The 25,834-nt window shown below is 43.0% G+C and carries 22 protein-coding genes; 7 read left to right on the forward strand and 15 right to left on the reverse strand.

From position 1 onward, the window contains the following. Nucleotides 1–225 precede the first annotated feature (225 nt). Nucleotides 226–3,222 carry a transglycosylase domain-containing protein gene (locus V1502_RS16165; protein ID WP_409251656.1) on the forward strand — a complete coding sequence of 999 codons (2,997 nt, stop codon included), beginning with the start codon at nt 226–228 and terminating at the stop codon, nt 3,220–3,222. Nucleotides 3,223–3,439: 217 nt separating this feature from the next. Here the strand turns inward: V1502_RS16165 and acsA are convergent, their stop codons facing one another. Further along, the gene (gene acsA / locus V1502_RS16170; protein WP_409251657.1) at nt 3,440–5,158 is read right to left on the reverse strand and encodes an acetate--CoA ligase; all 1,719 of its coding nucleotides are present in this window, start codon (nt 5,156–5,158) and stop codon (nt 3,440–3,442) included. A 234-nt stretch (nt 5,159–5,392) separates the two neighbouring features. Here acsA and V1502_RS16175 point away from each other — a divergent pair, with 234 nt between their 5' ends. Genes V1502_RS16175 through V1502_RS16185 form a run of 3 tightly spaced genes read left to right on the forward strand, consistent with a single transcriptional unit; the run spans nt 5,393 to nt 7,873 of the window. After that, complete coding sequence (locus tag V1502_RS16175) at nt 5,393–6,025, forward strand: GNAT family N-acetyltransferase (RefSeq protein ID WP_409251658.1); 633 nt, start codon at nt 5,393–5,395, stop codon at nt 6,023–6,025. A gap of 25 nt (nt 6,026–6,050) precedes the next feature. Further along, nucleotides 6,051–6,698 carry an acetoin utilization AcuB family protein gene (locus tag V1502_RS16180; RefSeq protein WP_409251659.1) on the forward strand — a complete coding sequence of 216 codons (648 nt, stop codon included), beginning with the start codon at nt 6,051–6,053 and terminating at the stop codon, nt 6,696–6,698. Then, nucleotides 6,695–7,873, forward strand: a complete 1,179-nt coding sequence (locus V1502_RS16185; RefSeq protein WP_409251660.1) for an acetoin utilization protein AcuC — start codon at nt 6,695–6,697, stop codon at nt 7,871–7,873. The genes V1502_RS16180 and V1502_RS16185 overlap by 4 nt, the downstream gene beginning before the upstream one ends. A gap of 132 nt (nt 7,874–8,005) precedes the next feature. Here the strand turns inward: V1502_RS16185 and V1502_RS16190 are convergent, their stop codons facing one another. Beyond that, nucleotides 8,006–8,563, reverse strand: coding sequence for a cysteine dioxygenase (locus tag V1502_RS16190; RefSeq protein ID WP_409251661.1), 558 nt, complete (start codon nt 8,561–8,563; stop codon nt 8,006–8,008). A 191-nt stretch (nt 8,564–8,754) separates the two neighbouring features. Between V1502_RS16190 and V1502_RS16195 the strand changes: the two genes are divergently transcribed. Then, the gene (locus tag V1502_RS16195; protein WP_409251662.1) at nt 8,755–9,534 is read left to right on the forward strand and encodes a nitroreductase family protein; all 780 of its coding nucleotides are present in this window, start codon (nt 8,755–8,757) and stop codon (nt 9,532–9,534) included. Between the two features lie 94 nt (nt 9,535–9,628). On the opposite strand, the gene V1502_RS16200 is transcribed toward V1502_RS16195, so the two are convergent. The 4 genes from V1502_RS16200 to V1502_RS16215 form a co-directional block, all read right to left on the reverse strand. Further along, a complete protein-coding gene (locus V1502_RS16200; protein ID WP_409251663.1) occupies nt 9,629–10,009 on the reverse strand; it encodes a hypothetical protein in 381 nt (126 codons plus the stop codon). A gap of 191 nt (nt 10,010–10,200) precedes the next feature. Next, nucleotides 10,201–10,326, reverse strand: coding sequence for a hypothetical protein (locus tag V1502_RS16205; protein WP_409251664.1), 126 nt, complete (start codon nt 10,324–10,326; stop codon nt 10,201–10,203). Between the two features lie 301 nt (nt 10,327–10,627). Then, complete coding sequence (gene ccpA, locus V1502_RS16210) at nt 10,628–11,626, reverse strand: catabolite control protein A (protein ID WP_409251665.1); 999 nt, start codon at nt 11,624–11,626, stop codon at nt 10,628–10,630. 224 nt (nt 11,627–11,850) lie between these two features. Then, nucleotides 11,851–12,915: a bifunctional 3-deoxy-7-phosphoheptulonate synthase/chorismate mutase gene (locus V1502_RS16215; protein ID WP_409251666.1), complete on the reverse strand. Its 1,065-nt coding sequence runs from the start codon at nt 12,913–12,915 to the stop codon at nt 11,851–11,853. 521 nt (nt 12,916–13,436) lie between these two features. Here V1502_RS16215 and V1502_RS16220 point away from each other — a divergent pair. Next, nucleotides 13,437–15,587: a cell division protein FtsA gene (locus tag V1502_RS16220; RefSeq protein ID WP_409251667.1), complete on the forward strand. Its 2,151-nt coding sequence runs from the start codon at nt 13,437–13,439 to the stop codon at nt 15,585–15,587. A gap of 84 nt (nt 15,588–15,671) precedes the next feature. Here the strand turns inward: V1502_RS16220 and ytxJ are convergent, their stop codons facing one another. Genes ytxJ through V1502_RS16235 form a run of 3 tightly spaced genes read right to left on the reverse strand, consistent with a single transcriptional unit; the run spans nt 15,672 to nt 17,101 of the window. Further along, nucleotides 15,672–15,992 (reverse strand): bacillithiol system redox-active protein YtxJ, encoded by a 321-nt coding sequence (ytxJ, locus tag V1502_RS16225; RefSeq protein ID WP_409254372.1) that lies wholly within the window; start codon nt 15,990–15,992, stop codon nt 15,672–15,674. A 53-nt stretch (nt 15,993–16,045) separates the two neighbouring features. Continuing rightward, nucleotides 16,046–16,561, reverse strand: coding sequence for a YtxH domain-containing protein (locus tag V1502_RS16230; protein WP_409251668.1), 516 nt, complete (start codon nt 16,559–16,561; stop codon nt 16,046–16,048). Nucleotides 16,562–16,588: 27 nt separating this feature from the next. Beyond that, nucleotides 16,589–17,101: a DUF948 domain-containing protein gene (locus tag V1502_RS16235; protein WP_409251669.1), complete on the reverse strand. Its 513-nt coding sequence runs from the start codon at nt 17,099–17,101 to the stop codon at nt 16,589–16,591. 334 nt (nt 17,102–17,435) lie between these two features. Between V1502_RS16235 and V1502_RS16240 the strand changes: the two genes are divergently transcribed. Then, on the forward strand, nt 17,436–18,551 hold the full coding sequence (locus V1502_RS16240; protein ID WP_409251670.1) for an aminopeptidase: 1,116 nt from the start codon (nt 17,436–17,438) through the stop codon (nt 18,549–18,551). A gap of 161 nt (nt 18,552–18,712) precedes the next feature. Here V1502_RS16240 and V1502_RS16245 read toward each other — a convergent pair whose 3' ends face one another. From V1502_RS16245 to V1502_RS16270, 6 genes are all read right to left on the reverse strand, one after another. Then, nucleotides 18,713–20,404 (reverse strand): methyl-accepting chemotaxis protein, encoded by a 1,692-nt coding sequence (locus V1502_RS16245; RefSeq protein ID WP_409251671.1) that lies wholly within the window; start codon nt 20,402–20,404, stop codon nt 18,713–18,715. Nucleotides 20,405–20,723: 319 nt separating this feature from the next. Further along, the gene (locus V1502_RS16250) at nt 20,724–21,728 is read right to left on the reverse strand and encodes a hypothetical protein (RefSeq protein WP_409251672.1); all 1,005 of its coding nucleotides are present in this window, start codon (nt 21,726–21,728) and stop codon (nt 20,724–20,726) included. Then, entirely contained in the window at nt 21,721–22,272 is a 552-nt protein-coding gene (locus V1502_RS16255; protein ID WP_409251673.1) for a sigma-70 family RNA polymerase sigma factor, read from the reverse strand. Before V1502_RS16255 ends, V1502_RS16250 begins: the two co-directional genes overlap by 8 nt. Before the next feature lie 270 nt (nt 22,273–22,542). Further along, nucleotides 22,543–23,853: a UDP-N-acetylmuramate--L-alanine ligase gene (murC, locus tag V1502_RS16260; RefSeq protein ID WP_409251674.1), complete on the reverse strand. Its 1,311-nt coding sequence runs from the start codon at nt 23,851–23,853 to the stop codon at nt 22,543–22,545. A 189-nt stretch (nt 23,854–24,042) separates the two neighbouring features. After that, nucleotides 24,043–24,708, reverse strand: coding sequence for a hypothetical protein (locus V1502_RS16265; protein WP_409251675.1), 666 nt, complete (start codon nt 24,706–24,708; stop codon nt 24,043–24,045). 12 nt (nt 24,709–24,720) lie between these two features. Beyond that, on the reverse strand, nt 24,721–25,824 hold the full coding sequence (locus tag V1502_RS16270; RefSeq protein WP_409251676.1) for a nicotinate phosphoribosyltransferase: 1,104 nt from the start codon (nt 25,822–25,824) through the stop codon (nt 24,721–24,723). Nucleotides 25,825–25,834 lie beyond the last annotated feature (10 nt).

A 25,834-nucleotide genomic window follows, 5' to 3' on the forward strand; every position in this document is an offset into this window, starting at 1 on the left:
TTAGTCCACTCTTAAAATTCTATAGTCCTCCAAATTCACAAAAAGAATTATAGTGACCTGTCATAAATTCTTAAATACTCTCCCCATCCATCAGGTAAAAAACACCTCCCCTTGTAACGACCAGTTTTTCAAGCCCCGCAGGCAGTCCCTTGGTAAATTCCTTATTGTGGTCTTTACATGGTCGAAATATGCTATAATATAGATGATTTTAGGAGGAGTGTATATATGAAGGAAAAATTTCAATCTTTACTGCAGCGATCTCAGCCTGTCATCAAGTTCTTTACTAACAATAGATTTTTAAAGCGTGCCAGAATCACCTATGGGGTTCTATGGAATTTATTATTGATTTTTATTGTGGTGGCTGTTCTGGGCACAGCATTCGCTGGCGGTGTCGGGGCGGGTTATTTTGCCTCTCTGGTAAAGGAAGAACCGATTCGCCCGTACGACAATATGAAACAGGATATTTACAACTATGAAGAGACCTCACAGCTTTATTTTGCCAATGATGTCTATCTTGGGAAAATGAGAACCGACTTAGAGCGGGAAGAAGTTAGTATTGATGAAGTATCGGAAAACTTGATCAATGCCATCATCGCAACAGAGGACGAATATTTTAAAGAACACAATGGAGTTGTTCCGAAAGCGATCCTGCGTGCAATCGTACAGGAATTCACCAATTCGGCCACTCAATCCGGGGGAAGTACACTTACACAGCAGTTGATTAAAAACCAGATTCTCACAAACGAAGTATCTTTCGACCGGAAAGCCAAGGAAATCCTTCTTGCCCTGCGATTGGAGCGTTTCTTTGAAAAAGAAGAGATCCTTGAAGCATACCTGAATGTAGCGACACTTGGCCGTAACTCTTCCGGAAGAAATATTGCCGGGGTCAAGTCTGCAGCGAAAGGAATCTTCGGTGTTGAGCCGAAAGATCTGACTCTGCCTCAGGCTGCATTCATCGCCGGCCTTCCGCAAGCACCGTTTGCCTATACTCCTTTTACCAATGGAGGAGAAGTGAAAGAGAACCTGGAACCAGGGCTTACGAGAATGCAGACTGTGCTTTACCGCATGTTTGAAGAAGGTTATATCTCTGAAGAAGAATATGAGACTGCTTCCAACTATGACATTTCAAAAGATTTCATTGGTCCCAAGCCTTCAGTCAATGATAATTATCCTTGGCTGACCGCAGAAATTGAGAGCCGGGCAATGGAAGTCATCTCGAAGATCCTCGCAGAAAAAGATGGATACTCAGATGATGACCTGGCGAATAATGATGAACTCTATGAGAAATATATAACACTCGCTGACCGGGAAATGAGACAGCGTGGATACCATATTCACTCTACGATTAATAAAGAAATATATGACAGTATGCAAAAGACAAAAGATGCATATGAAATGTACGGACAGGAACTAACAAGAACCAAAATTGATCCGGAAACAGGAGAAGAGGTAGAAGTTCCAAACCCTGTACAGGTCGGAGCCATCATGATTGAGAACCAATCGGGAAAAATCATCAGCTTCGTCGGCGGCCGGGACTTTAAGCTGGAACAGCTTAACCATGCAACTCAATCCATCCGCCAAAACGGTTCGACGATGAAACCGCTGCTTGTTTATGCCCCTGCTTTGGAATTCGGGGAAATCGGACCTGGCTCTCCGTTGCCGGATGTGGAAATGTCCATTATGGCCGGTAATGGAGTAATGTGGAGTCCGCAAAACTATTCATTTGACTACAATGGACTGATTCCTGCCAGGTATGCACTGGCAGAATCCTTGAACATACCTGCGGCGAGATTGTATACAAGAATTTTTAATAAACAGCCGATCCAGTTCCTTGAAAAAATGGGCTTCTCCACGTTGACAAGCCGGGAAAAAGAGAACCTTTCCCTATCCCTTGGCGGTATGGAACGCGGAGTTACCCTTGAAGAGAACGCAAATGCTTATACAACGTTCGCTAATGGCGGAAAATTCGTCGATGCATACATGATTGATAAAATTGTGGACAAGGATGGAAACACTATCTATCAGCATGAAATTGAACCGGTAGATGTATTCAGTCCACAAACAGCATATTTGACGATCGACATGATGAGAGACACCCTAGATCACTATGCTGGAACAGGTCGTTATGCTAAGAGATTCCTAAACTTCTCTTCCGATTGGGCCGGTAAATCCGGTACAACCCAGGATTATAAAGATCACTGGTTCATCGCATCAAATCCAAGTATCACATTCGGTACGTGGTTTGGTTATGACGATCCCAAATCCATGTACAGAGCCATGGATACCTATGGACATTACGGTTTGAGGAACATTCGCTTATGGTCTTACTTCTTGAATGATGCACGAGACCTTGCGCCGGAATTGATTGATCCCGAAGCGTCATTCCAAGCACCAAAAGGTGTCGTAACGCGATCCTTCTGCGGCATATCCGGTCTTCTTCCATCAGAGGCCTGCAGTCAGGCTGGTTTGGTGAAAAGCGACTTGTTTAACGCACAATATGTGCCTAGCAAGACGGACGACAGTCTTCTGAAAAGCCGTTATGTCATGATTAACGGCAAGAAGTATCTAGCTCTCGACTCTACTCCTGAAGAATTCTCACAACCAGGAGTCATATTGAACCCTGATTTTGTTGAGGATATCTTGAATGGAATCAATGCAGATCCTCGCCAGCTGATACCAGCTGACGAAGAACGATATAAGAATATCCTTGTGGCAGAAAACAAGATTGAAGATGACGGAGCAGCACCAGGTACTGTTAAAGCCACTGCATCTGGAAATAAAGTGACCTGGACAGCCTCGGCCAGCAAGGATGTCGTAGGTTACAGAGTCTTCACAGTGAGCGGCCAAAAAGTCGCCAGTATCAAATCTGATGAAAGTCTCGTCTCCACACTCGGTGACGGCGAGTATTATGTCGTGGCAGTGGATGTAGCCGGAAAGCAATCTGGCAAATCAAACACAGTACGAATCGGTAAAGAAAAAGAAGAACCGAAACCACCTAAGAAAGAGGACAAACCTGACCCTGAAAAACCTGAAGAACCGAAGCCTGATCCTGGTGATTCCGATGACGGTTCAGAAGGAGACGGAGATTCGGATTCCGGAAATGATAGCGGAGGTAACAATGACTCCGGCTCTACTTCCGGATCGGGCTCCAATTCAGGAAACAACTCAGGTTCTGGGGGAAATAACTCAGGCTCTGGAGGTAACACTAACAACCAGGGATAACAAACATCGAAAAAGATTGAGCCGCTGTTGCGGCTCAATCTTTTTTTATCACTATTTAACTTTAGTGCTTTAAAGCGCGAAGAGGGACAGTCCCTCTTTATGCTTTAAAGCACTAAAGTTAAACAAGGAGTTCCATTATCAAATATAGAAGCTTCATCGCGCCTACCAACAAACTAAAGCAAAAAAACCGCCCAGATCACTGAGCGGTCCCCTTAAATTAATCTTCCATTGTAGACAAATCACCAGTTGGAAGGTCAAGTTCCCATGCTTTCAACACGCGACGCATGATTTTTCCGCTTCGTGTTTTCGGCAGCTTCTCTTTGAACTCGATCTCTCTCGGTGCCGCATGGGCAGCCAGCCCTTTTTTAACGAATTGGCGGATTTCTTCTTTCAGCTCATCGGTTACTTCATATCCTTCACGCAAGGCAACGAAAGCCTTGATGATTTCACCGCGAACGGGATCCGGTTTTCCGATAACTCCGGCTTCTGCGACTGCCGGATGTTCAACCAGTTTACTTTCCACTTCAAATGGTCCTACTCTTTCACCCGAAGTCATGATGACATCATCGATACGGCCCTGGAACCAGAAGTATCCGTCCTCGTCCATGTATGCGGAATCCCCGGATACATACCAGTCACCCGGCATGAAGTAGGAATCATACTTCTGTTCATTTTTCCAGATGGCATTCATCATGGATGGCCAGCCGCGCTTGATGGCCAGATTCCCCATTCTGTATGGTGGAAGCTCATTCCCCTGATCATCGACGATAGCCGCCTCGATACCTGGAATTGGTTTCCCCATGGATCCAGGCTTGATTTCCATACAAGGGTAGTTACAAATCACTTGTCCACCCGTTTCCGTCATCCACCATGTGTCATGGATGCGCAGGTTGAATACCTTCATTCCCCATCGGATGACTTCAGGGTTCAACGGCTCCCCTACACTCAGGATGTGCCTAAGGCTGCTTAGATCGAATTGTTTTACAACCTCATCTCCCGCTCCCATCAGCATCCTGAAGGCTGTAGGTGCACTGTACCAAACGGTCACTCCGTATTTCTGAATTGTGTTATACCATTTTTCCGGCTTGAACCTTCCGCCTGCAATGATATTGGAGGCACCCGTAAGCCATGGTCCGAAGATTCCGTATGAAGTACCCGTTACCCAGCCTGGATCAGCTGTACACCAATACACATCGTCTTCTTGAAGGTCTAAAACCCACTTGGCAGTTTGGTAGTGCTGAAGCATGGCGTTATGGACATGAAGGACTCCCTTTGGCTTTCCGGTAGACCCGGAAGTATAATGGAGGATCATTCCATCTTTCAGATCAACCCATTCGATATCCAACTTATCGCTCGCTTCTTCAAATCGAGTGAGGAAATCAACATACTTCCCTTTCTCCTCTACATCATTTCCAACGAGGAGTACGTGCTCTAGGGCCGGCAATTCATCAACAGGGACCCTCTCAAGCAATTCCGGCGTCGTGACAAGTACTTTTGCTTCACTGTCTTCAAGGCGGTCCCTGACAGCGCCTTCCATGAAGGCTTCAAACAAAGGCCCAACGATAGCACCTAATTTCAGTGCACCAAGAACAGTGAAATACAATTCCGGTGACCTGGGCATAAAGATGAACACCCTGTCTCCTTTTTCCACATCACCATGTGTTTTCAGGACATTTCCTGCTTTGTTCGTAAGGTTTTTCATTTCTCTGAAGGTATACTTTTCATCTCTGTTGTCGTCCGTGTAGTACAGGGCCACTTTATTCTTTCTGGACGACTCAGCATGCCTGTCAATCGCTTCATAAGCAATATTCACACGGCCTGTTTCATTCCATGAAAAATTCTTTTTGGCCTCATTCCAATCGAAATCCTTGTACGTGTCTTCATAACTAGTAAGGTTGTAGTTTCCTTGAGTTACTGGCAGCGCTTCCAACTTCATTCGAGCATTCCTCCTTATGTAAGAAATTACTATATTATTATAGTACAAAAATCTATTTTTCTCAATTTTAAAAATTGTTCGATTTTTGTTTTTTGTTATAATATTGGTATGTAGGGTTCTTTCCCAATATGAAAGATTTCATATAAAAGGCTTAATAGAGGGGTTTGCTCTTCTATTATAGCGGCTGGATTTATGTCATAATGACTATGTATTATTATTTGAGGCGGTGACAAAATGAACCACCAAAAAACGTATAACGCCATGGAATTGAAAACCCCGAAAGGTAATCTCATCATTGAAGGTCCTGTTCCAGTGAATGAAATGATAGATTTGGAGTTCCATGAAGACCTGACAGCCTTCCGCACGCCGGAAAAACAGCATAAGGCACTTGTAGAAATCGCCGGCCTGCCGGAAGGAAGAATCATTATTGCAAGGGAAGACAATATGATAGTAGGCTATGTTACATATTTGTATCCCGATCCCCTTGAACGATGGTCCCAGGGAAACATGGAAGAGCTGATTGAGCTGGGGGCCATTGAGGTCATTCCTAAATACAGAGGGGCTTCAGTCGGTAAGAACTTGCTGCGGGTTTCCATGATGGACGATGCAATGGAAGACTATATCATCATCACAACTGAATATTACTGGCATTGGGATTTAAAAGGTACCGGCTTGAATGTCTGGGAATACCGAAAAATCATGGAGAAAATGATGAATGCAGGCGGACTGGAATATTATGCGACAGATGATCCTGAAATCAGTTCGCATCCGGCCAACTGCCTGATGGCCAGAATCGGGAAAAGGATCAACAGTGATTCTGTCCAGCAATTTGACAAATTGAGATTCATGAACCGCTATATGTATTAATGACTCTCTCAAAGGGGATGGAAACATGATAGTAGAAGAAATCATGAAAACAGAAGTAGAGACACTAAGAGCAGATGATACAATAGAACAGGCGATCAAAACACTAAGGGAGAAGAAAATCAGGCATATACCAATTGTCGATGACAACATGGCCGTGATCGGTATCGTCAGTGACAGGGATGTCAAAGATGGCACTCCATCCATCTTTCAAAAGGATAAAGCAGCGGAAGAACTTCAGAATCCTTTAAAGTTGATCATGAAAACTAATGTCATCACAGGACACCCCCTCGACTTTGTTGAAGAAGCGGCTGCCCTTTTTTACGAACATCACATCGGGTGCCTGCCGATCGTCAAAGAAAATAAGCTGGTCGGCATCATCACAGAGACCGATCTCCTTTACACACTGATTCAATTGACAGGGGCACACCAGCCTGGTTCACAAATTGAGGTAAAAGTGGAAAACCGCTCAGGTGTATTGTATGAAGTGGCCGGTATCATCCGCAATCACAATGCAAACATACACAGTGTGCTTGTATATCCTGACAGAAATGATGAAAAGTATAAAATCCTTGTATTCAGAGTTAGAACAATCAATCCAATGGCCGTCATCGAAGACTTAAAGAAAGAAGGGTATGAGGTTCCCTGGCCAAACATGCCCGGTATGTCATCATGATAAAGGAAGCTGTATTTGTCTACTCTGATAAACTGTTAGACTACCGCTTTTCAGACAACCATCCGTTTAATCAATTCAGGCTCAAGCTGACCATCGATTTACTTGAAGAAGCGGGGGCATTGAAGAAAGATGATATCGTCGAACCAAGATTGGCCACTGATGAGGAGCTGCATTTAATTCATGATCCCGCTTTCGTAAGCGCTGTCAAATCTGCGGGGAGTGGAAACCTCCCACAAGACAAAGCAGAAAGCTATGGCATCGGGACAGAAGATACCCCTATTTTCAAAGGAATGCATGAAGCCGGCGCTCTTATGGTCGGGGGCACGCTTACAGCTGTGGATTGCGTAATGGGAGGGTCCTCAAAGCATGCTGCCCACTTCGGAGGCGGTCTGCATCACGGATTCAAAGGGAAAGCCTCAGGATTCTGCATTTATAATGACAGCTCTGTTGCCATTAAGTACATGCAGGAAAAGTATGGTGCCAGAGTACTATATGTAGATACAGATGCCCACCATGGTGACGGTGTACAATGGTCTTTCTATGACGATCCGGATGTATGCACCCTGTCCATTCACGAAACAGGCCGCTACCTTTTTCCTGGAACCGGGAATATTAATGAGCGCGGACACGGAAAAGGCTATGGATATTCTTTTAATATTCCGCTGGATGCCTTTACGGAAGATGAATCGTGGCTGCATGCCTATGAAACGTCATTTCGGGAAGTCATCAAGTTTTTCAAACCCGATGTGATTCTATCCCAAAACGGGACGGATGCGCATTATTATGATCCGCTGACTCACTTGTCTTCCACCATGAAAATCTATCAGGAAATCCCAAGAATCACCCATGAACTTGCTCATCAATATTGTGACGGGCGGTGGATAGCTGTAGGCGGAGGCGGATACGATATTTGGCGTGTCGTTCCCCGTGCATGGAGTCTCCTATGGCTGGAAATGGCCGAGCGTAATGGCACCACACTTCCCCACTTTCCGAAAGCCTGGACAGAACGCTGGCAGCAAAAAGCTCCGGTGCCTCTACCGGTAAGCTGGGGAGATCCTCCAGGAATCTATCCTGAAATTCCACGCAAACGGGAAATCACGGAAAAAAACGCTCAGACTGTTGAAAAAGCCCTTTATCAGCTGAGACAGCAGCAGGGAAATAATAAAGCTCAATAATATCATTTCAGAGAGTTCACTTTTCCCCCTGCTCCATTTATAAGGTCTTGCAAAGCAGCAATACAGCATTTTATATACGTGTACGGCCCATGAAAAAGACTCGTCGATTTTGACGAGTCTTTTAACATTCAACTATCTTTGTTCTAACTGTATTTCTTTTACTTTTTGTTTCTGATCCTCTGGCCACCAGGCTCCACAGTCGTCAGAAACAATACAAACCGCACACTTTTCCAGGTCATACACCTTCATCCCGCTGATGGGAGGAGAATACAGATGAAGAGTGACCAATTCCTTTCCTCCCTCTGCTTTCATTTGATGAACGCCTCTTTTAGGTGCATAAAAGAATTTGCCTTGGTGGTGCTGCTCCTCAAACAATTGGGAAGGCCAGCCCTTTCCATCAATCTCGTAAACGGCATTTACTGAAGTTCCGGCCAATACCTGTATCCACCCCTGTGATTCGCCGTGGTCATGAGGGGCACATTCAAGCTGTGACCAGTTCATGATCAGTAACTCGACTTCTTCATTTTGATAAAGAAGCTTTCTGTAATAAGGCTTTTCCCCTGCGGATTTCAGATGACCTTCTACCTCTTGCAATGTAACCTTCAAATCCAACAGCACATCTTTAAGTTCAGCCTTTGAAGGGTTGTATAGTGCGTCCAACTGCTCCTTTGCCTTTCGTGTCAGACTCATCATTCTCCCCCAGTCATAATGTCAATAGTCGACTCGTTTATAGTTATGATGCACGGAACGATCCTATGAAAAGAAGTTCCATCCAAGTATCCATAATGAATAAAGTAAAAAAAGAGGAAGGGATATATCAGTAGTCGAATAAGAATAAGAGGTACCTACATAGTACAGCAGATGACAGAAGGAGTGTTTGCATGGAATTACATGACGTCATACATGGACACAGATCCATAAGAGAATACGAAGATAAGGAAGTGAGCCAAGAACTGCTTGAACAAATATTGGAAGCAGGAATTCGAGCTTCTTCCAGCGGAAATATGCAGTCGTATTCAATCATCGTCACAAGAGACCAAGAAATCAAGAAGAAATTATTCAGCGCACATATGGAACAGCCCATGGTGGTGGAGGCGCCGGTACTCCTAACATTTTGCGCTGACTTCAATCGAATGAGAAAGTGGCTTGAGCTCAATGAAGCTCCAGTTCATTTTGATAATTTTATGAGTTTTATGATAGGTGCCATCGATGCGACTCTGGCATCCCAGAACTGTGCATTAGCAGCCGAAAATGCAGGGCTGGGAATTTGTTATATGGGCTCAACGCTTGCTAATTGCGATAGAATTGGAGATCTGCTGAACTTACCGCCAAATGTCGTCCCGGTTGTAGGTTATTCTTTGGGATATCCTGCTGAAAATCCTGCCCCCCGTGACCGGCTGCCGAAACATGGGCTTGTTCATTATGAACAGTATAAAGATTACTCGAAAGAAGAGATACTGGACATTTACAGAGATAGAAATGAAAAGGGATGGAACCGGTACATGGAACACCCTGAACTTAGAGAAATGACCGAACGATTAGGGTTGCAAAACCTTGCGCAAATCTATACCATTGCTAAGTACACGAAAGAATCTCATCATGAATATTCACAGACCGTTTTAGATTATTTAAAGCTGCAGAACTTTATGAATAATAAGTGATGGGAATTTCAATAAATGGTCAGTGGCTAATGCTGCTGATCATGGTAAAAACTTAACCTTCCTTGTGCTTAAAGAGCGTTATGGAAGGTAATCACTACTCTCTGTTTAAGGTAAATGTTTCTGTCTGACCATTCCATTCAACTGTCACTTCCACCTCAGCATCCTCTGGAATCTCGCCGGTAGAGGCTCGGGATTCTCTACCGTCTCTAATTGACCCATTTTCATCCAATGACTCTCCTTCTCTTCCAAATCCGCCTCCTATACTATCTACGTTGTAGGCAATCTTGCCAACTGAGTCAACCTCATCTCCCTTGTATTCCAGCACGAAATCCTGGTTTTCAAAAGTATCACTGTTTTGAGTTATCATCAACTCAGCTTCCCAATTATCTGTTTGTCCTGAGAAAGTTACATCTTTTGAAGTACAAGCTGCTAAAAACAGTAAGGATACAAATAACAATGAAATTTTCCGAAACATATTGATACCGCTCCTCTCCTTTAATATGGTGGCTAAGTTTACATAGCGATGGAATCTTAATGGTCTCTCATTAACTTGCTTACAGTAGTTATACGAACTTCAGGGGTTAAAGTTCCAGAATATTCTATTTGAAGTGGGTGAAGCGAAAAGTAATAGTTTAAGAATCATAGAGACACACCAGTTCTCCACTACTATTTGTTTTCCTTAATATCTTCCAGAAGTTTTATTATCTTTTTATTTTGCCTTGATTGTTCTTTTAACAGCCCAATCATAGTACCGATACCTACGACCACCACGACTAAAAATATAATCAACATCCATTCCCACTCCTTTTCAGACTTTTCATCCCATACTTAAGGTATTCCGAATTCATTTGAAAACCAGAAACCGTAATTATTTCAGGTACTTTTACCCTAATTCGCCTGCCTTATTACTTATACAGGAATTAAGGAGGGTTTATTCTAAAAATTACTTAAGCTAACATGCTGATTGGGACTACCTTTTGATATAAAAATAAAACGCCCTGTGGAATTTACAGGACGTCTTATCAGCATATAAAATTAATACCGCCTTAAGGTTTTATATACGAGAAAAGGAAAATTAAACCGCGGTCCCTTCTTATTTCGTAGAACCTCTCTCTTCAATTCTGTGCGGAAGCACCACAATGTGCTCTTCCACATTTTCTTTGTTCATATATTTCGTCAGCAGTCTCATGGCAACTGCGCCAATATCGTATAGAGGCTGCACGATTGATGTCAATTGCGGACGAACCATCAACGACAATCTTGTATTATCAAAGCTGATGACCTCAGCCTCTTCCGGAATATTTACGCCGGCATCCTGAGCACCATGAACGACTCCCAATGCCATCTCATCGTTTCCGGCAAATACGGCTGTCGGCTTATCATTAAGTTCGCTCAATCTCTGCCATGCTTCCAGTCCAGAGTCATATGTGTAATCTCCTTCGATTACAAGCTCTTCACGGAACTCGAGCCCCGCTTCTTCCAATGCCTGTTTATACCCTGGAAGTTTGGCCTCATTGTTGATTTTATCGTGAAACGGGCCGCTGACATAGGCAATTCTTTTATGGCCTTTATTAATTAGTTCTTTCACAGCATCATAGGCAGCTGCTTGATAATCGATATTGACGGAAGGCACTTTTTTAGAGTCTTCGACCGTACCTGCCAATACAATCGGCACAGGGGACATTTCGAATTCACGAACATGTTCTTCCATGATGTTTCCACCCATGAACACGATCCCATCAACCTGCTTGCCAAGCATTGTATTCAAAAGGTGCAATTCTTTTTCTGTGTTCTGGTCGGAGTTGCTAAGGATGATGTTATATTTATACATCGTCGCAATATCTTCAATTCCACGGGCAAGTTCCGCAAAGAAGATGTTGGAGATATCCGGTATGATAACCCCCACAGTCGTAGTTTTTTTGCTAGCAAGACCCCTTGCCACTGCATTCGGTCTATAACCAAGTCGCTCAATTACTTCGACTACCTTTTTCCTTGTTGCCGGCTTCACATTCGGGTTTCCGTTAACTACCCTGGAAACTGTCGCCATGGACACATTTGCTTCCCTGGCTACATCATATATCGTTACATTCATGGAATCCACTCCTTCTATTTCTATTGCTGATTGTCCTTATTTTACACTAATGTACCAACTTTAAAAGATATAATGAAAATCTTTTCATGTCCATTGTATGAATATAGATATATCATACTCGAGTGGGGGCTCCACTGCAATGAATCTACATATATACCCTACCCGCAATGAAGCTTTGTAAAAATAAAAAATGGCCATCGGATAGATGACCATTGCAGATTAACTTATTTGCCACGGGTTAATTCGGAAAAGAAATGATCAAACTGTTCCAGATTCATTTGCTGCGCAGCGTCAGACAAGGCCACAGCCGGATCAGGATGAACCTCTGCCATTACCCCATCCGCTCCGATTGCAAGTGCTGCTTTAGCTGCAGGGAGCAATAGATCACGTCTGCCTGTAGAGTGAGTCACGTCGACAAATACAGGAAGATGGGTTTCTTTCTTCAAAATCGGCACGGCAGAAATATCAAGAGTATTCCTTGTAGCACGTTCATACGTTCGAATCCCTCTTTCACAAAGGATAATATCACCATTCCCTTGCGAAATGATATATTCAGCCGCATTCATGAATTCTTCGAGCGTTGCAGAGAGTCCCCGCTTGAGGAGTACAGGTTTTCTTGCAGCGCCTGCGGCTTTCAATAATTCGAAGTTTTGCATGTTACGGGCGCCAATTTGAATTACATCAACATAATCATATGCCGGCTCAATGTCTGCCGGGTTCACTATTTCACTGACCACTGCAAGATTGTATTCATCTGCGGCTTTTCTTAATATTTTTAATCCTTCAAGCCCCAGCCCCTGGAAATCGTATGGAGATGTACGGGGCTTGAAGGCACCGCCGCGGATAAGGTTCAGCCCTTTTCCTCTGATTGCGCGGGCAACTTCGGAAACCTGCTCATAGGACTCCACTGCACAAGGGCCGAAGATAAAGTGTGGGTTACCATCACCAATTTCTTCTTCATTTACTTTTACAATCGTATCCGTCGGTTTTTTCTTTCTTGAAACCAAAAGCTCTTTGCGATGGCTGTCATGAAGTAGATCAAGTCCAGCTTTGAAGATTTCTTTGAAAATATGCTCAATCGTGGTGTTGTCAAAAGGACCGTCATTATTGTCAATAATGTTGTTCAGCATGTCCCTTTCCCGGACAGGATCAAAGCGGTTCGATCCCTGCTTTTCTTTCACCCTGCCGATTTCCTGAACCAGCCGTGCACGCTCATTGATACTTTCCAACAGTTTCAAGTTCACCTCATCGACTTGACTTCTCAGCTGTTCAAGTTCCTTATTACTCACAACCAACCATCCTCTCTATGTTGCATCCTTTTCTATTGAAAAACCAACACGGCTTGCCTTTTTTCTACAAAAGTATGATACATTTTTTATAATAGGATTTATTATAATGGAATGAACAGTAATTGTCACGGAATATACTTTATCCTTTCAACGCATTCACGTGTTAAAGTATTTGTATGATTTCCGTTTCGCTTAATAAAGTGACTTTTATTATAACGCTGTTTTCGTATATATTGTTGCTCTCGGAAAAAATCCAAAGAGCCGGATTTTTCCCTTGGAGACAAGGGCTTTGTTCTCTGAACAAGGTGAATTAGCTCTTTTCTTCCTTGTTTATCAGGCTATTTCTGGTTAATTAAGTAGATATTTTTTTAAATTTGTATTAAATAGCAACAAAGTTTACGAAAAGAGCCTATTATAAAATAGAGTAACAATAGACGATTTTAAACTGGAAAGTATTAAGTGCTTAAGTGCAAATTGTGCTGCGTTAATTGAAGTGAAATAGATTAAAGTGGGTGTGTAAAGTGACGGAGAAAACAAAGGTTTTTGCCCTCGATATTGGTACAAGATCCGTAGTGGGAATCATTCTGATTGAAAATGAAGAAAAACAATACGAAGTGATTGATATTCTCTCCCAAGAACATAAGGAACGGGCGATGCTTGACGGTCAGATTCACGACGTTCCAGCAGTAGCAGCAGTCATTACTTCTATTAAAACGGAAATGGAAAAAAAGCATGGCCCTCTAAGAAAAGTTTGTGTTGCGGCAGCGGGAAGAGCTCTTAAAACTGAGTTCGCAAGTGCCTCTATCCCTATCTCTGGGAAACCTCTCCTGACAAAAGAAGACGTCCTGCATCTGGAACTTAGTGCAGTGCAGCAGGCCCAGGCTCTCGCTGCCCAGAATGCAGACCATACCTATCATTATTATTGCGTCGGCTATTCTGTTCTTTACTATAAGCTGGATGGAGAAGAAATCGGGAGCCTTGTCGATCAGCAAGGTGATGAAGCTGCTGTTGAAATCATCTCCACATTCCTGCCGAAGGTTGTCGTCGAGTCCCTTCTCGCTGCATTGAACAGGGCTGGGTTGGAAATGGAGGCATTGACACTTGAGCCTATTGCAGCCATTAACGTATTGATCCCCACATCAATGAGAAGGTTGAATGTGGCATTAGTGGATATAGGTGCAGGCACTTCCGACATTGCTCTTACGGATATGGGCACCATCATCGCATTCGGAATGGTCCCCACGGCAGGGGATGAAATAACAGAAGCCATCAGTGATGCAATGCTTCTGGATTTCCCGCTTGCCGAAAAAGCAAAAAGGGACCTGATCCATCATGAAACCATTACAGTGTCTGATATCCTCGGTTTTGAGACAGAAATCTCGAGGGAAGAGGCAGTGAAGAAAATTTCCCCTGCCATCAATCATCTCGCTGAAGAGATCAAAGCCGAGATACTGAGGCTCAATAATGGGAAATCCCCTAAAGCGGTAATGCTGGTCGGCGGGGGAAGCCTGACACCCGAACTGCCTGAAAGGTTATCATCTGCCCTGCAGCTGCCGGTCAACAGGGTAGCCGTCCGCGGCATTGATGCCATTCAGGATTTAAAGATTATGGATCAGGTGTCAAAGGGCCCTGAACTTGTGACGCCTATTGGAATTGCCATAGCAGCAAAGAAAGCACCTGTCCAATATGTAACTGCCTATGTAAATGAACAGCCTGTCCGATTATTCGAGGTAAAAGAGCTGACCATTGGAGACTGTTTGCTCGCAGCCGGTCTTAAAATAAACAAACTATACGGCAAGCCGGGAATGGCCAAAATTGTAACCGTTAACGGCCAGTCCATTACTCTTCCCGGAAAGCATGGAAAAGCTCCATCTATTTTAAAAAATGGAGTAAAAAGCGGAATTGATCAGCCGATTCACAATGGAGACAAAATAACAGTCATGAGAGGCGAAAATGGTGCAGATCCACATATCATGCTTTCTGACCTGATTGAATCTCAGCCAGAAATTTCCCTCATTATAAATGGAAACCCTTATTCGTTTGAAATGAAGGTCTTGGTAAACGGCAAGGCGACATCTTTGGAAACGAGCGTGAAGGACAGAGACATGATTGATGTTGAACCACTTCCATCTGTAGAGGCAGCATTGAGACGTACCGGGCATGAAAAACTGCTTCAGTATTTACGGACATTCCACGTCACCATTAATGAAAAGGAGACATTCATCCCTGCCTTTTCCGGTCGTGTTACGGTAAATGGAAGAGAATCCAAATTATCAGCTGCCGTTAAAAATGGAGATGTCATTGAAATGAAAGAAACAGATGTGCCCACTCTCAAAATGATCATGGACAAAAAGCAAATGAATATGAGTGATAAAATTACTGTATTTTTTAATAATGAGGAGCTTGAGCTTACGAAGCAAGTGACAGAGGTATATCGTAACGGAGAAAAGCTTGATGAAAGCAGTCTTGTTCATTCAGGTGATAAACTTACGGCGATCCCCAAAGAAACGGAGAGCTTTATTTTTCAAGATCTCTTCAGGCATGTCGAAATCAACATGCCTTCCAATGCCCAAGGAAAATTCATCCTACTTAAAAACGGAAAAGAAACCACGTTTTATGAAAGCATCCAGACCGGAGATAAACTCGAAATCCGCTGGCCGCTTTCTGTGTAAAAAAAGGGTTGAAGGAAACATGAAATAAATTTATTAAAGATACATGAAAGCCTGGAGATTTTAACGTCTCCAGGCTTTTTTGGTTTATAGGCTTTTCAGTTCTTCGCTGGTGATTCTCCAATGGGAATCATGCCAGACCGGTTTTCCTTCTTTGAACAAGAAGGCCTGCGGAGATTCGTGCTTAATTCCGAAGGTCTCTGCAATATGATTGGACAAGTCCCTCGATTCCTGGACCGCCAAGTAATAGGCTTCCTGCTCTTCTGTTTCTTTGGCAAACTTTTGATACTCATCAAAAGCACTGCCGCTGATTGGACAAGTCAAACTGTGTTTTAGAAAAAAGAATTGATCTTTTCCCTCTAGAAGCTGGTTGAATTCTTCAATGGATTCAATTTTTTTCAACGTTATGGCTCCTTTCAGTAGAAAACGGTGAGGCAGCTTCCTGCCTACACCGTCATTCATTATTGATGGATGGATTGCTCAGTTTCATCAAATGCTTTCTTTGTTTCTTCCAGTCTTTGATTCAACTCTTGCGCATCATTTTGCTCTGCTTCAACAGGAAGCTGCTCTTCGCCTGTAACTTCACTGTTCTCATTATTATTGCTTGATTTCACTTTATTAACCAAGTTATTTGATTGCTCCTGAACTGTTTTTGTAATGCCGGAAGTTCTTTCTTTAGCCGCAGCAGCGAATTCACTTCCACGTTCCATCGCTGTTTCTCTCCACTGACCGCTTTTCTCTTTTAGCGTTCCTGCATGTGTATTTAAGTCTTCACGCAGTTCTTTTCCGGACTTTGGAGCCATGAATAAAGCTGTCGCTGCTCCCACGATGCCGCCAATCAAGGAACCAATCAAGAAGTCCTTCGCATTGATGCTTCCTTCATGAGTAGTGTTATTGCTGCCTCCGTTATTGCTGCCTCCATTTGGATGGCCATGGCTGACCTGGTTTTGGTACACTTCATTTTGTTCTTGTGTCATCGTAACATCCTCCCCTTGGTATTTATATTAGTTTTGTCTTGCCCTGCGAATCATTTTTTCGCGTCTGTCTATCTCTGCAGAAGCTCTCGCCTCTTCGGCTGCATAAGCATTTCTTGTCCCGTGATAAGGTTTTTCTTTTGTCTTCCATTTATCACGCAACTCCATTGCTGCTTTTCCCCACTGAACAAATTGAGATATCTTGTCCTGGTTCTTTTCAAGATTCGTTGAAATGGATGTTGTCACCTTTTTCACCGAAGAATTCAGGCCCTGTATGGAACTGCCCACATCCTTCACTGCATAGACAACCGTGTTCAACTCCTCAGACTTCTGCTGGATATCCTCAGCAAGCTTGTTGGTCTTATGTAGGAGATCCGCAGATTCTTTTGTCACTCCCTGTAGCTGTGTTTCCAAACCGTCTAAAGTATGGGAAACACTATCTAAAGTCGTTTGAACCGACTTAAGGGTTTTAGTCAGGCTGATTACCAACACTAAAAACGCAATGGCGATCACTGCCACACTTAAATATAAAATGATTTCCATCTTTACAGCACCTCCTGTTTATAGAATTTCTATACCCGGCACTAAGTGTCCTTAAACACTAGTTTCTCCACTGGCACCTGAAAATCCTGCATGATTTTCCAGTTTATTATCTCCCTCTTTTGTTTTTTTAGTAAATGGCCGTCCCAGTCTATTTTGAGCCTGGCTCAGATCCACCCTTTTGAGCCTGGCTCAGTTCCGCCACTTTTACCTAACCTGAATAGAACAGATAATCTTTCTATATAAAAAGAAATCCATTTTCGGTTACAATATGGTTAGGTTTAAAAATACAACTTTGCTATAAAGCAAAGAATCATGCTCTAGGAGGAATACATAGATGAAAGACCCGCGCATTGAAAAGCTGGCGAGAAATTTAATCCGCTATTCTGTTCAGCTGCAGAAAGGTGAAAAAGTGTTAATTGAGAACTTCGGCTTGCAGCGCGAGCTTGTCACGGCCTTAGTAAAAGAAGCTTATGAGGCAGGAGGGTACCCATTTGTATCACTGAAAGATCATGTGGTGGACCGCTCACTGTTGATGGGGGCTCAAGAAGAGCAATATGAAATGATGGCTGAGTTTGAGGCGAATGTAATGGATAAAATGGATGCCTACATTGGCCTTCGATCCGGAGATAATATTAACGAGCAGGCTGATGTACCGGATGATAAAATGAAAATCCAAGGAAACACAGTCGGGAAGAAAGTCCACCGTGATATCCGCGTGCCGAAGAAAAAATGGGTCGTACTGAGATACCCGAACGCTTCGATGGCTCAGCTGGCCAAGATGAGTACGGAAGCATTTGAAGATTTTTATTTTAATGTATGCAACCTGGATTACGCGAAGATGGATAAAGCGATGGACAGCCTGGTTGAGTTGATGAACAAGACGGATAAGGTGCGCATTACCGGCGAAGGAACGGATTTAACGTTTTCCGTTAAGGACATACCTGCGGTTAAGTGTGCAGGCCGCTTGAATATACCGGATGGTGAAGTATATACCGCTCCTGTGAAAGACTCGGTTAATGGAACAATCACTTATAACACACCTTCCCCTTATCACGGTTTTACATTTGAAAACGTCAAACTGACTTTTGAAAACGGTAAAATCATTAACGCGGAAGCCAACGATACAGAGAGAATCAATAAGATATTTGATACGGATGAAGGCGCCCGTTATATCGGCGAATTCGCAATCGGCGTCAACCCTTATATCCTCCATCCAATGCAGGATATCCTGTTCGATGAAAAAATTGATGGCAGTTTCCACTTTACCCCTGGTGAGTGCTATGAGCAGGCCTACAACGGAAATCATTCCAACATCCATTGGGATATGGTCATGATTCAGCGGCCGGAGTACGGTGGAGGAGAGATTTACTTTGATGACGTCCTCATTCGCAAAGACGGCCATTTCACTCTTCCTGAATTGGAACAGCTTAATCCTGAAAATTTGAAATAAGATCTGTAAAACTGTGGGAGATAAAGTATATTTGCATGGGAAAAAGTTTCCCAGCGTTTTTCTGCAACATCATAAATTATGCAAAAAGAAAGAGGCATTGCAGTCATTACTGCAATGCCTCTTATACTCTATAAACTACAGTTAGTTTTTATCGCAATATTCTACACCTTGAAAGTGCTTATTATTCCTTTCAGTTCTTCAGCCATGCTTGATAAAGCATTAGCAGATGACGCTATCTCTTCCATTGCAGCTAATTGTTCTTCGCTGGCCGCTGAAACTTCTTGCGTTCCTGAAGCAGATGACACGGCTACCTCTGTAATTACTTTCATTGAATGTTCCATTTGTTCCGAACCAGCTGCCATTTGTTGTACTGCGGAGGTAATTTCTTGAACTTGCGCAGTCACTCCATCTATAGAAATCTGGATATGTTCGAAGGATTGACCTGCTATGTTTATTACCCCTATTCCTTCTCCTACCTCTTTTGTAGTGATTTCCATTGAGTTTACTGCCTTATTCGTTTCTGCCTGTATTGCTGAAATTAACTTAGAAATTTGTTGTGCCGACTCAGCAGATTGTTCAGCTAATTTACGTACTTCATCTGCAACTACCGCAAAACCCTTGCCTTGCTCACCTGCCCTTGCTGCCTCGATAGCTGCATTTAAGGCCAGCAAATTGGTTTGGTCTGCAATACCACTGATTACTGCTGTTATCTTTCCTATCTCTTTTGAGTGCTCTCCCAAATCTTTTACGACTGTACCTAGACCCGTAACCGACTGTTGAATAGAAGACATTTTATTCACAGCATTTTTTATTACTTGGCCTCCATCCGTGGCATTGTCAGTTGCTTGAATTGCTGAATCAGAGACAAGTTGTGATTTTCTTGCAATTTCCTGTACACCTGCTGCCATTTCATTTATTGTTTGAGAAGTCTCGTCAACACTTTGAACTTGTTTTTCCACACCCGATGCCACTTCCTGCATTGTATTCGCAACTTGCTCTGTTGCTTTAGTCGTTTGTTCTGAACTTGCAGTTAATTGTTCAGCGGAAGCAGCTACCTGCTCTGAGGCAGTGCCAACTTGTTTAATAACCTTTCTAAGATTTCCTGCCATTTGGTTAAATGAACGTGCCAACTCACCAATTTCATCTTTATTTTTCACCTTTATTGCATCTGCAGTAAGATCGCCATCGGCAATTCTCCTTGCAACCCCTGCAATTGCTACTACCGGTTTTGAAATTAACCGCCCCATATATACGGCTATCGCTATACCAATTAAAAGAGCCATGATTCCTAAAGTTAAAACAGAAGTCTTAACAGCTTCTACTTTTGAAGAAGTTTCAGTGTTTGCTTGATTTAATATGGAATCTTGATAGTCACTAAATTCATTAGCTTTTTGATCAAAACTGTTCGTTATTTCCCGACTTTGTGTCGCTAGTAAATTTGTATATTCTTTTGTTTTTTCTTTACGCTTTAGTTCAATAAGCTGAAGAGCCAGCTGGTGATATTCATTCTCTAATTGGATGATCTCTTTAAGTAGTTTATCCGCTTTGGGATCACTCACCATGCCAGTTAATTCCTCACTCAACTTTAAGAATTCATTGTGTGATTCAGTAAAACCTTGTAAAGCAGTATCATCATTTACTATTAAGTATCCACGTAATCTACTCTGTAATTCTTTGATTTCAACATTTAATTCCTTGATTACAATTACTTTTTTAGCTTGATTGTTAATTAAGTTAGAGTATGCGTTATCAACGGAGGAGATTTGATAATACCCAACACTCATTATTACTACTAAAAGGACCAAGACAGAAAAAAAAACTGCAAACAATTTTTTGCTTATTGTCATCTTCATAGTTAACTCTCCTATTGTTATAAGTAAAATCTTGGTGTTATCAAAAAATTATAATCCCAATCCAGCACTTTATGTGAGATTCCCCTCCTAAGATTGCAATATAAAAACTGTACTATTTGTACAGTTTATTTAACAAGATAATACTATTTTCGACAAAAACTCACAATATATTTTTCGGAAAATTGCGCCATAAAATAGAGAGGTGAAATGAACCGCAAATTTGTTGGTTTTTTCTCTATATATGCTTCCCGTTCCATCCATTATTATCTCAAATTCCTGCGGTTGAAATCGCCTACCCTAACCATTTCAATGCCAATACCTATTCCTTAATATGAAACACCAGCACATCAAACAATTTCTCTCCATCGTAGAGCAGAATAGCCCACTCCCCTGGTTCTGGGATGGTTACCGCAGATGGTGCATGTGCATCCGCTCCATTATTCTCTCCACCGAGTTCCAGCGTCCAACCTGTATTTAAAATTGAGTCTACCTTTTTAGTCTCTCTATGAAAAGCAACAACCGTAAGTTCCGAGGATTGATTCCCCCACAGGTGCCACATCCATTTTTGCGGTGTCAGGCTTGGCATATCTGCCCCTATGACCCCCGATTTATTTTCATTCCCGATGATTCCCCCGTTGAAATTCACAGCTTTTCGCTGCCAGTCAATGGTTTCAAAGTCCTGCCGCTCGACAAAGGCGGGAATATCTTCAGGGAACGAGATCTCCTGCTCCTCATTCACTGCTAAAACAACCTCTCCATAATATTCTCCATCCAACAATACAACGTACTTCCACATGCCTCCGTATGGTATTTCAAATCTTGCCGTAAAACGCTGGAGGGATGAGTAGCCAGGTGATGGCTCTGTTACTTCCGTTGGGGTTACTACATTAATACGGTCTCCTGTCGTCTGATTATAAGCATCGATTGATAACATTTTCCCTTCATAGGTTTTATAAGGCTCCCCGAAACTGAATAGATATCCGGCCGGCTTGCCTGCAGTCAGTTCCGGTTCGGGAAAAACGGTGAATTTCTGAACACCATCTTCTACATACCTGTCACGGACCTCCCATTCCACCGGTGATGCAGGAGATGAATTTGGGTTGTTTCCATGCCCCGGCAATAATTGAGCAGAAATTAATACCAGCATGACCGTAATGGCTGCGGCTGACAATGTAAAAATCATGAACCGGTTTGGATTTTGATTTGTTTTTGACCCTGAATGGATGGCTGCTTTAATCTTTCGTTCTTGAATTTCTGTAAAGTGGTTCCCCTTATGTGTCGTTTCATCCATTGCTTTCTTTAAGTTTTCAAGGCTTCTATTCATCGTGAAGCCTCCTTTCCAGTACGTTCTTCAGCTTTTCCCTGCCTCTATTCAACCTTGTTTTTACAGTGTTGAGGTTTATATTCAGTATTTCTCCGATTTTTTCCACGGACAAATCTTCATAGTAATAAAGAATAATAACTTCACGGTATTTTACCGGCAGCTCCAGGACACTATGGGACAGCCTCTCTTCTTCACTGCGCTGAATCAACTTCATTTCCGGGGACGGCTCAGCTGCTTTAAAAAGAATGAGCAGGTTTGATTGAAAGACCGTCCTTCGGTAAGCCAAACTTTTCAAAACATCCTTTGACCTGTTAATCGTTATTCTGTAAATCCATGCTTTAAAGGAGTTGATTTGTTCGATCTTCCCATATTGATGATAGCAGCTAACAAAAACTTCCTGGACAATGTCTTCGGCAAGCTTCCAATCTTTCACATAGTTATAGGCAAGCTTTGTCAGGTTCTCTCCGTGTTCATTCATTATGGTTTCAAGCCAATCATCTTTGCCTGCCGGGAAATCAGATTGGGATTCCGGGACACTATTCAAATGGTCGTCACCTCGTTCCTTTTACTGTTAGGCAGGATAATTTCTGTAAATTGTCGCTATATCTCATGAACTTTATTAAATAGCAACAAAGCTTTAGAAATGAAGGTACTGCTAAGACGAATAAGTCAGGGGAAGGTTTCACTTTTTCAAAAATAATTTATCTTTATCCCTTTAAAGCACTAAGAGGGACTGTCCCTCTTAGTGCTTTAAAGAGGTGAAGCAACATTAAAGAAGCTGACAGCGTTTTTACGCTGTCAGCTTTAGTTATGGTTATTCTACATGGTTCCTGAGGGTTTCTTCGTAGGCCTCCTGGAACTTTTGGATGTCGCCGGCGCCCATGAAGATCAGGACTCCATTTTCGTGAGCCATCAATGGCTTTGTATTATGTTCGTCAATGACTTCTGCATTCTCTATCTTGTCTTTAAGGTCATCTATTGAAAGTTTCCCATGATTCTCGCGGGCAGATCCAAAGATTTCACATAAATAGACCTTGTCTGCTTCCGATAAGCTGCCTGCAAATTCATTGAGGAATGTTTGAGTTCTCGTGAATGTATGCGGCTGGAATACAGCGATGATTTCCCGGTCCGGGAACTTCTGTCTGGCTGCCTCAATGGTCACCTTGATTTCTGTAGGGTGGTGAGCATAATCATCAATCAGGATCTGCTCCCCGATTTTCTTCTCGGTGAATCTTCTCTTCACCCCTTGGAAAGAAGACAATCTTTCCTTAACGATTTCCGTATCAATATCTTCATAATGACACAGGGCAATGACAGACAAAGCATTCAGGATGCTGTGGTCGCCGTAACCAGGGATAGAGAAGGTGGCGAAGAATTCATTTCTTACAAACACATCAAATGTCGTTCCTTCAGGTGTCTTCTTTACGTTTCTCGCCTGAAAATCATTCTCTTCGGCAAACCCGTAGAAGAGAACCGGAACTTTTGCCTGGATCTTTTGCAAGTGTTCATCATCACCGCAGGCTATGATCCCTTTCTTGACTTGCATCGCCATTTCCTGGAAAGCCTGAAAAACATCATCCACATTTGCAAAGTAGTCAGGATGATCGAAATCGATATTCGTCATGATGGCATAGTCAGGATGATAGGACAAGAAGTGCCTTCTGTACTCGCACGCTTCGAACACGAAGTACTCAGCATCTTTTTCACCTTTTCCTGTACCATCGCCGATCAGATAGGAAGTGGGCTTTGCCCCTCTGATGACGTGCGAAAGAAGACCGGTTGTAGAAGTCTTCCCGTGTGCCCCAGTGACCGCAACAGACGTGAATTCCTGCATAAACTCACCAAGGAAGCTGTGGTATCTCGTGACAGGCAGATCTTGTTCCCTCGCTTCTTCGATTTCTTCATGTGTATCAGGGAATGCATTTCCTGCAATAACACTCATGTCACCGCCGATATTCTCTTTCTGGAAAGGCAGTATCTTTATATTAGAATCTTCAAGAGCTTTCTGTGTAAAAAAGTATTTCTCTACATCCGAGCCCTGTACCTCATACTCCATATCGTGAAGCACCTGGGCCAGCGCGCTCATTCCAGATCCCTTTATTCCAACGAAATGGTATATTGTCATATTAGAACCTCCAACAATCATCTATCTGTAAGCAGTATATGACATTAATCCATTTTTGCCAGCCTTCAGGTGCGGCCTGCCAAAAACGAAACCTTTAATGAACAACAACCAGCTTCAGTATTGACCGTATAATAATGAAAAGATTATATCATCTTTTTCTGCCAGTGGCTATGAACGACAAGTATGACTTTATAGAGACTGAGCGATGAACCGCGCGGCATTTTCCTTTAAATAGCTGCGCCAGGTGATGCCTTGGTCCCTGCTCATGCTTTCATAATGGTTCATTAGGCCGCCGAATATTTCTCCATCCTTTACCCTGAAAGGAGGCCCGATTAACATCCCTTTGAGAACTAGTGGAATTTTTCTTATAAAAGCTAATTCGCCGGGCTTCCAGGGTCTTTCCTGGGGATAGGGACACATAACCATTTCTTTATGCTTATGTAATATATTCTGCACAATTAATGAATTTTCATCGCAATCAATTTCCAGCACTTCCACCGGCTCCCAAGCGGCCGTTAAAAAAAGTGCGCCCAGCATCCGGTCCGTTTCCGTCATCTGTCCCGCTTTGACATGGAGAAATTGATGAAAAACCGTTTTATTAGCAGCGGTCTTATAATCAAATAACAGCCATTGCCTGAAAAGGGAATCCAGATCAGAACCTGCCGAAACGCCGTCAAGGGAAAGGGAGAACTTCTGTGAAAACACGAACTTCGCCCTTACCTTCTCCCTGATATTTGTCTCCCTTTCCAAAAATAGCAGGCTTTGCTGATACACGTCCTCTGTATGTTTTTCAGCCTGATTCTGCTTCTTCCGCTTATAAGATGCTAAATCGATCAGCGGTTCTTTTTTCTTCACCTATATTCACACCTATTGCCATTCGACTTTTTCCAGACGGTCATTCCACCTGAATTTTCTTCCGGCTTTGGCCTGAGGTTTTCCGTCTAATGTTACATTATCACCAGTGAAGCCAATATTGACTTTTAAAAGGCTTCCTCCTACTCCGTACACATCCACAGGCACTTCGTTTTCTTCAAAAGAGCTGATGCGTTCTTCTGTGAATCCGCCAGAGACCACGATTTTCACATGCTGGAAGCCCTCTGCATCCAGTTCCTCACGGAGAGCCCGGATCAGTTCGGCGTTAACACCCCTCGGATCAAAGGTTCCAAGGACATGCTGGTTACGGACGAAATACTTGTCAATCATTGTACGTGAAGTATCGACACGAACCCCTTTCAGCTCGGCACCGAACTCCCATGCTACCTTCAAGGCATCAGAAATGACATCATTATTGTAATCAACCAGAGCAATCAACTCATCTTCAGGAAAAGTCTCCTTATAAGCACGGGTCGCTTCTACGATGTCCCCATTAAAGAGCTGGATAAGAGCATGCGGCATCGTGCCCATCCCCTGCTTGCCCCACCATTCATTCATGGCATGTGTAGCTTGAGCAGTAGATCCGCCGATGAAAGCGGCATAGCCGTCCCCGGCCTGCTGGGTGTAGTGGTCATCGCGGTCTCCCATAAAAATGACCGGCTTCTGTACTCCAGAAAGCGAAGCGGCTTTCATCAATTTATAAACGTTAGTGGCCACTGAGGTTCTTCTCGCAAGAATCCCGTCGATTATTCCCTCAAGATAACCGAAATCCTGGTACCTGCCCTTAACCGTGAGTACTGTCTCAAATGGTGAGATTTTGTCACCGTCTTTTAGAGAATGAATCTCCAACTCTTCCGGATTGTCAGCAAATGTATGCAAAAGCGCAATGACTTCATCCGTACCGCAAAGGACAGCATGCTCCTTTTGGAAAAACTGCATTGTAATGATTGTATCCGGTTTATATTTCTTGGCGATTTCTCTCGTCTTTAAAAAGTATACGGCAGAGAACCATCCCTCTTTGACCCTCTCATCGAACTTGAATGTTTCATTTGTTAACCTTTTCAATTTACCCTGAAGTTTCAATTGAATTTCTTTCATCCTAAAAGCT

It is taken from the genome of Rossellomorea sedimentorum, assembly GCF_046237645.1.
GTDB lineage: Bacteria > Bacillota > Bacilli > Bacillales > Bacillaceae_B > Rossellomorea > Rossellomorea sedimentorum.

Bases quoted from the DNA above. Each gene is read 5' to 3' on its own strand.
- V1502_RS16245 (WP_409251671.1), bottom strand. From the start codon at position 20,404: ATGAAGATGACAATAAGCAAAAAATTGTTTGCAGTTTTTTTTTCTGTC.
- V1502_RS16190 (WP_409251661.1), bottom strand. From the start codon at position 8,563: ATGAGTCTGACACGAAAGGCAAAGGAGCAGTTGGACGCACTATACAAC.
- V1502_RS16185 (WP_409251660.1), top strand. From the start codon at position 6,695: ATGATAAAGGAAGCTGTATTTGTCTACTCTGATAAACTGTTAGACTAC.
- V1502_RS16270 (WP_409251676.1), bottom strand. From the start codon at position 25,824: ATGAAAGAAATTCAATTGAAACTTCAGGGTAAATTGAAAAGGTTAACA.
- ccpA (WP_409251665.1), bottom strand. From the start codon at position 11,626: ATGAATGTAACGATATATGATGTAGCCAGGGAAGCAAATGTGTCCATG.
- V1502_RS16180 (WP_409251659.1), top strand. From the start codon at position 6,051: ATGATAGTAGAAGAAATCATGAAAACAGAAGTAGAGACACTAAGAGCA.
- V1502_RS16235 (WP_409251669.1), bottom strand. From the start codon at position 17,101: ATGGAAATCATTTTATATTTAAGTGTGGCAGTGATCGCCATTGCGTTT.
- V1502_RS16200 (WP_409251663.1), bottom strand. From the start codon at position 10,009: ATGTTTCGGAAAATTTCATTGTTATTTGTATCCTTACTGTTTTTAGCA.
- V1502_RS16205 (WP_409251664.1), bottom strand. From the start codon at position 10,326: ATGTTGATTATATTTTTAGTCGTGGTGGTCGTAGGTATCGGTACTATG.
- V1502_RS16250 (WP_409251672.1), bottom strand. From the start codon at position 21,728: ATGAATAGAAGCCTTGAAAACTTAAAGAAAGCAATGGATGAAACGACA.
- V1502_RS16240 (WP_409251670.1), top strand. From the start codon at position 17,436: ATGAAAGACCCGCGCATTGAAAAGCTGGCGAGAAATTTAATCCGCTAT.
- V1502_RS16195 (WP_409251662.1), top strand. From the start codon at position 8,755: ATGGAATTACATGACGTCATACATGGACACAGATCCATAAGAGAATAC.
- V1502_RS16230 (WP_409251668.1), bottom strand. From the start codon at position 16,561: ATGACACAAGAACAAAATGAAGTGTACCAAAACCAGGTCAGCCATGGC.
- murC (WP_409251674.1), bottom strand. From the start codon at position 23,853: ATGACAATATACCATTTCGTTGGAATAAAGGGATCTGGAATGAGCGCG.
- V1502_RS16165 (WP_409251656.1), top strand. From the start codon at position 226: ATGAAGGAAAAATTTCAATCTTTACTGCAGCGATCTCAGCCTGTCATC.
- acsA (WP_409251657.1), bottom strand. From the start codon at position 5,158: ATGAAGTTGGAAGCGCTGCCAGTAACTCAAGGAAACTACAACCTTACT.
- V1502_RS16175 (WP_409251658.1), top strand. From the start codon at position 5,393: ATGAACCACCAAAAAACGTATAACGCCATGGAATTGAAAACCCCGAAA.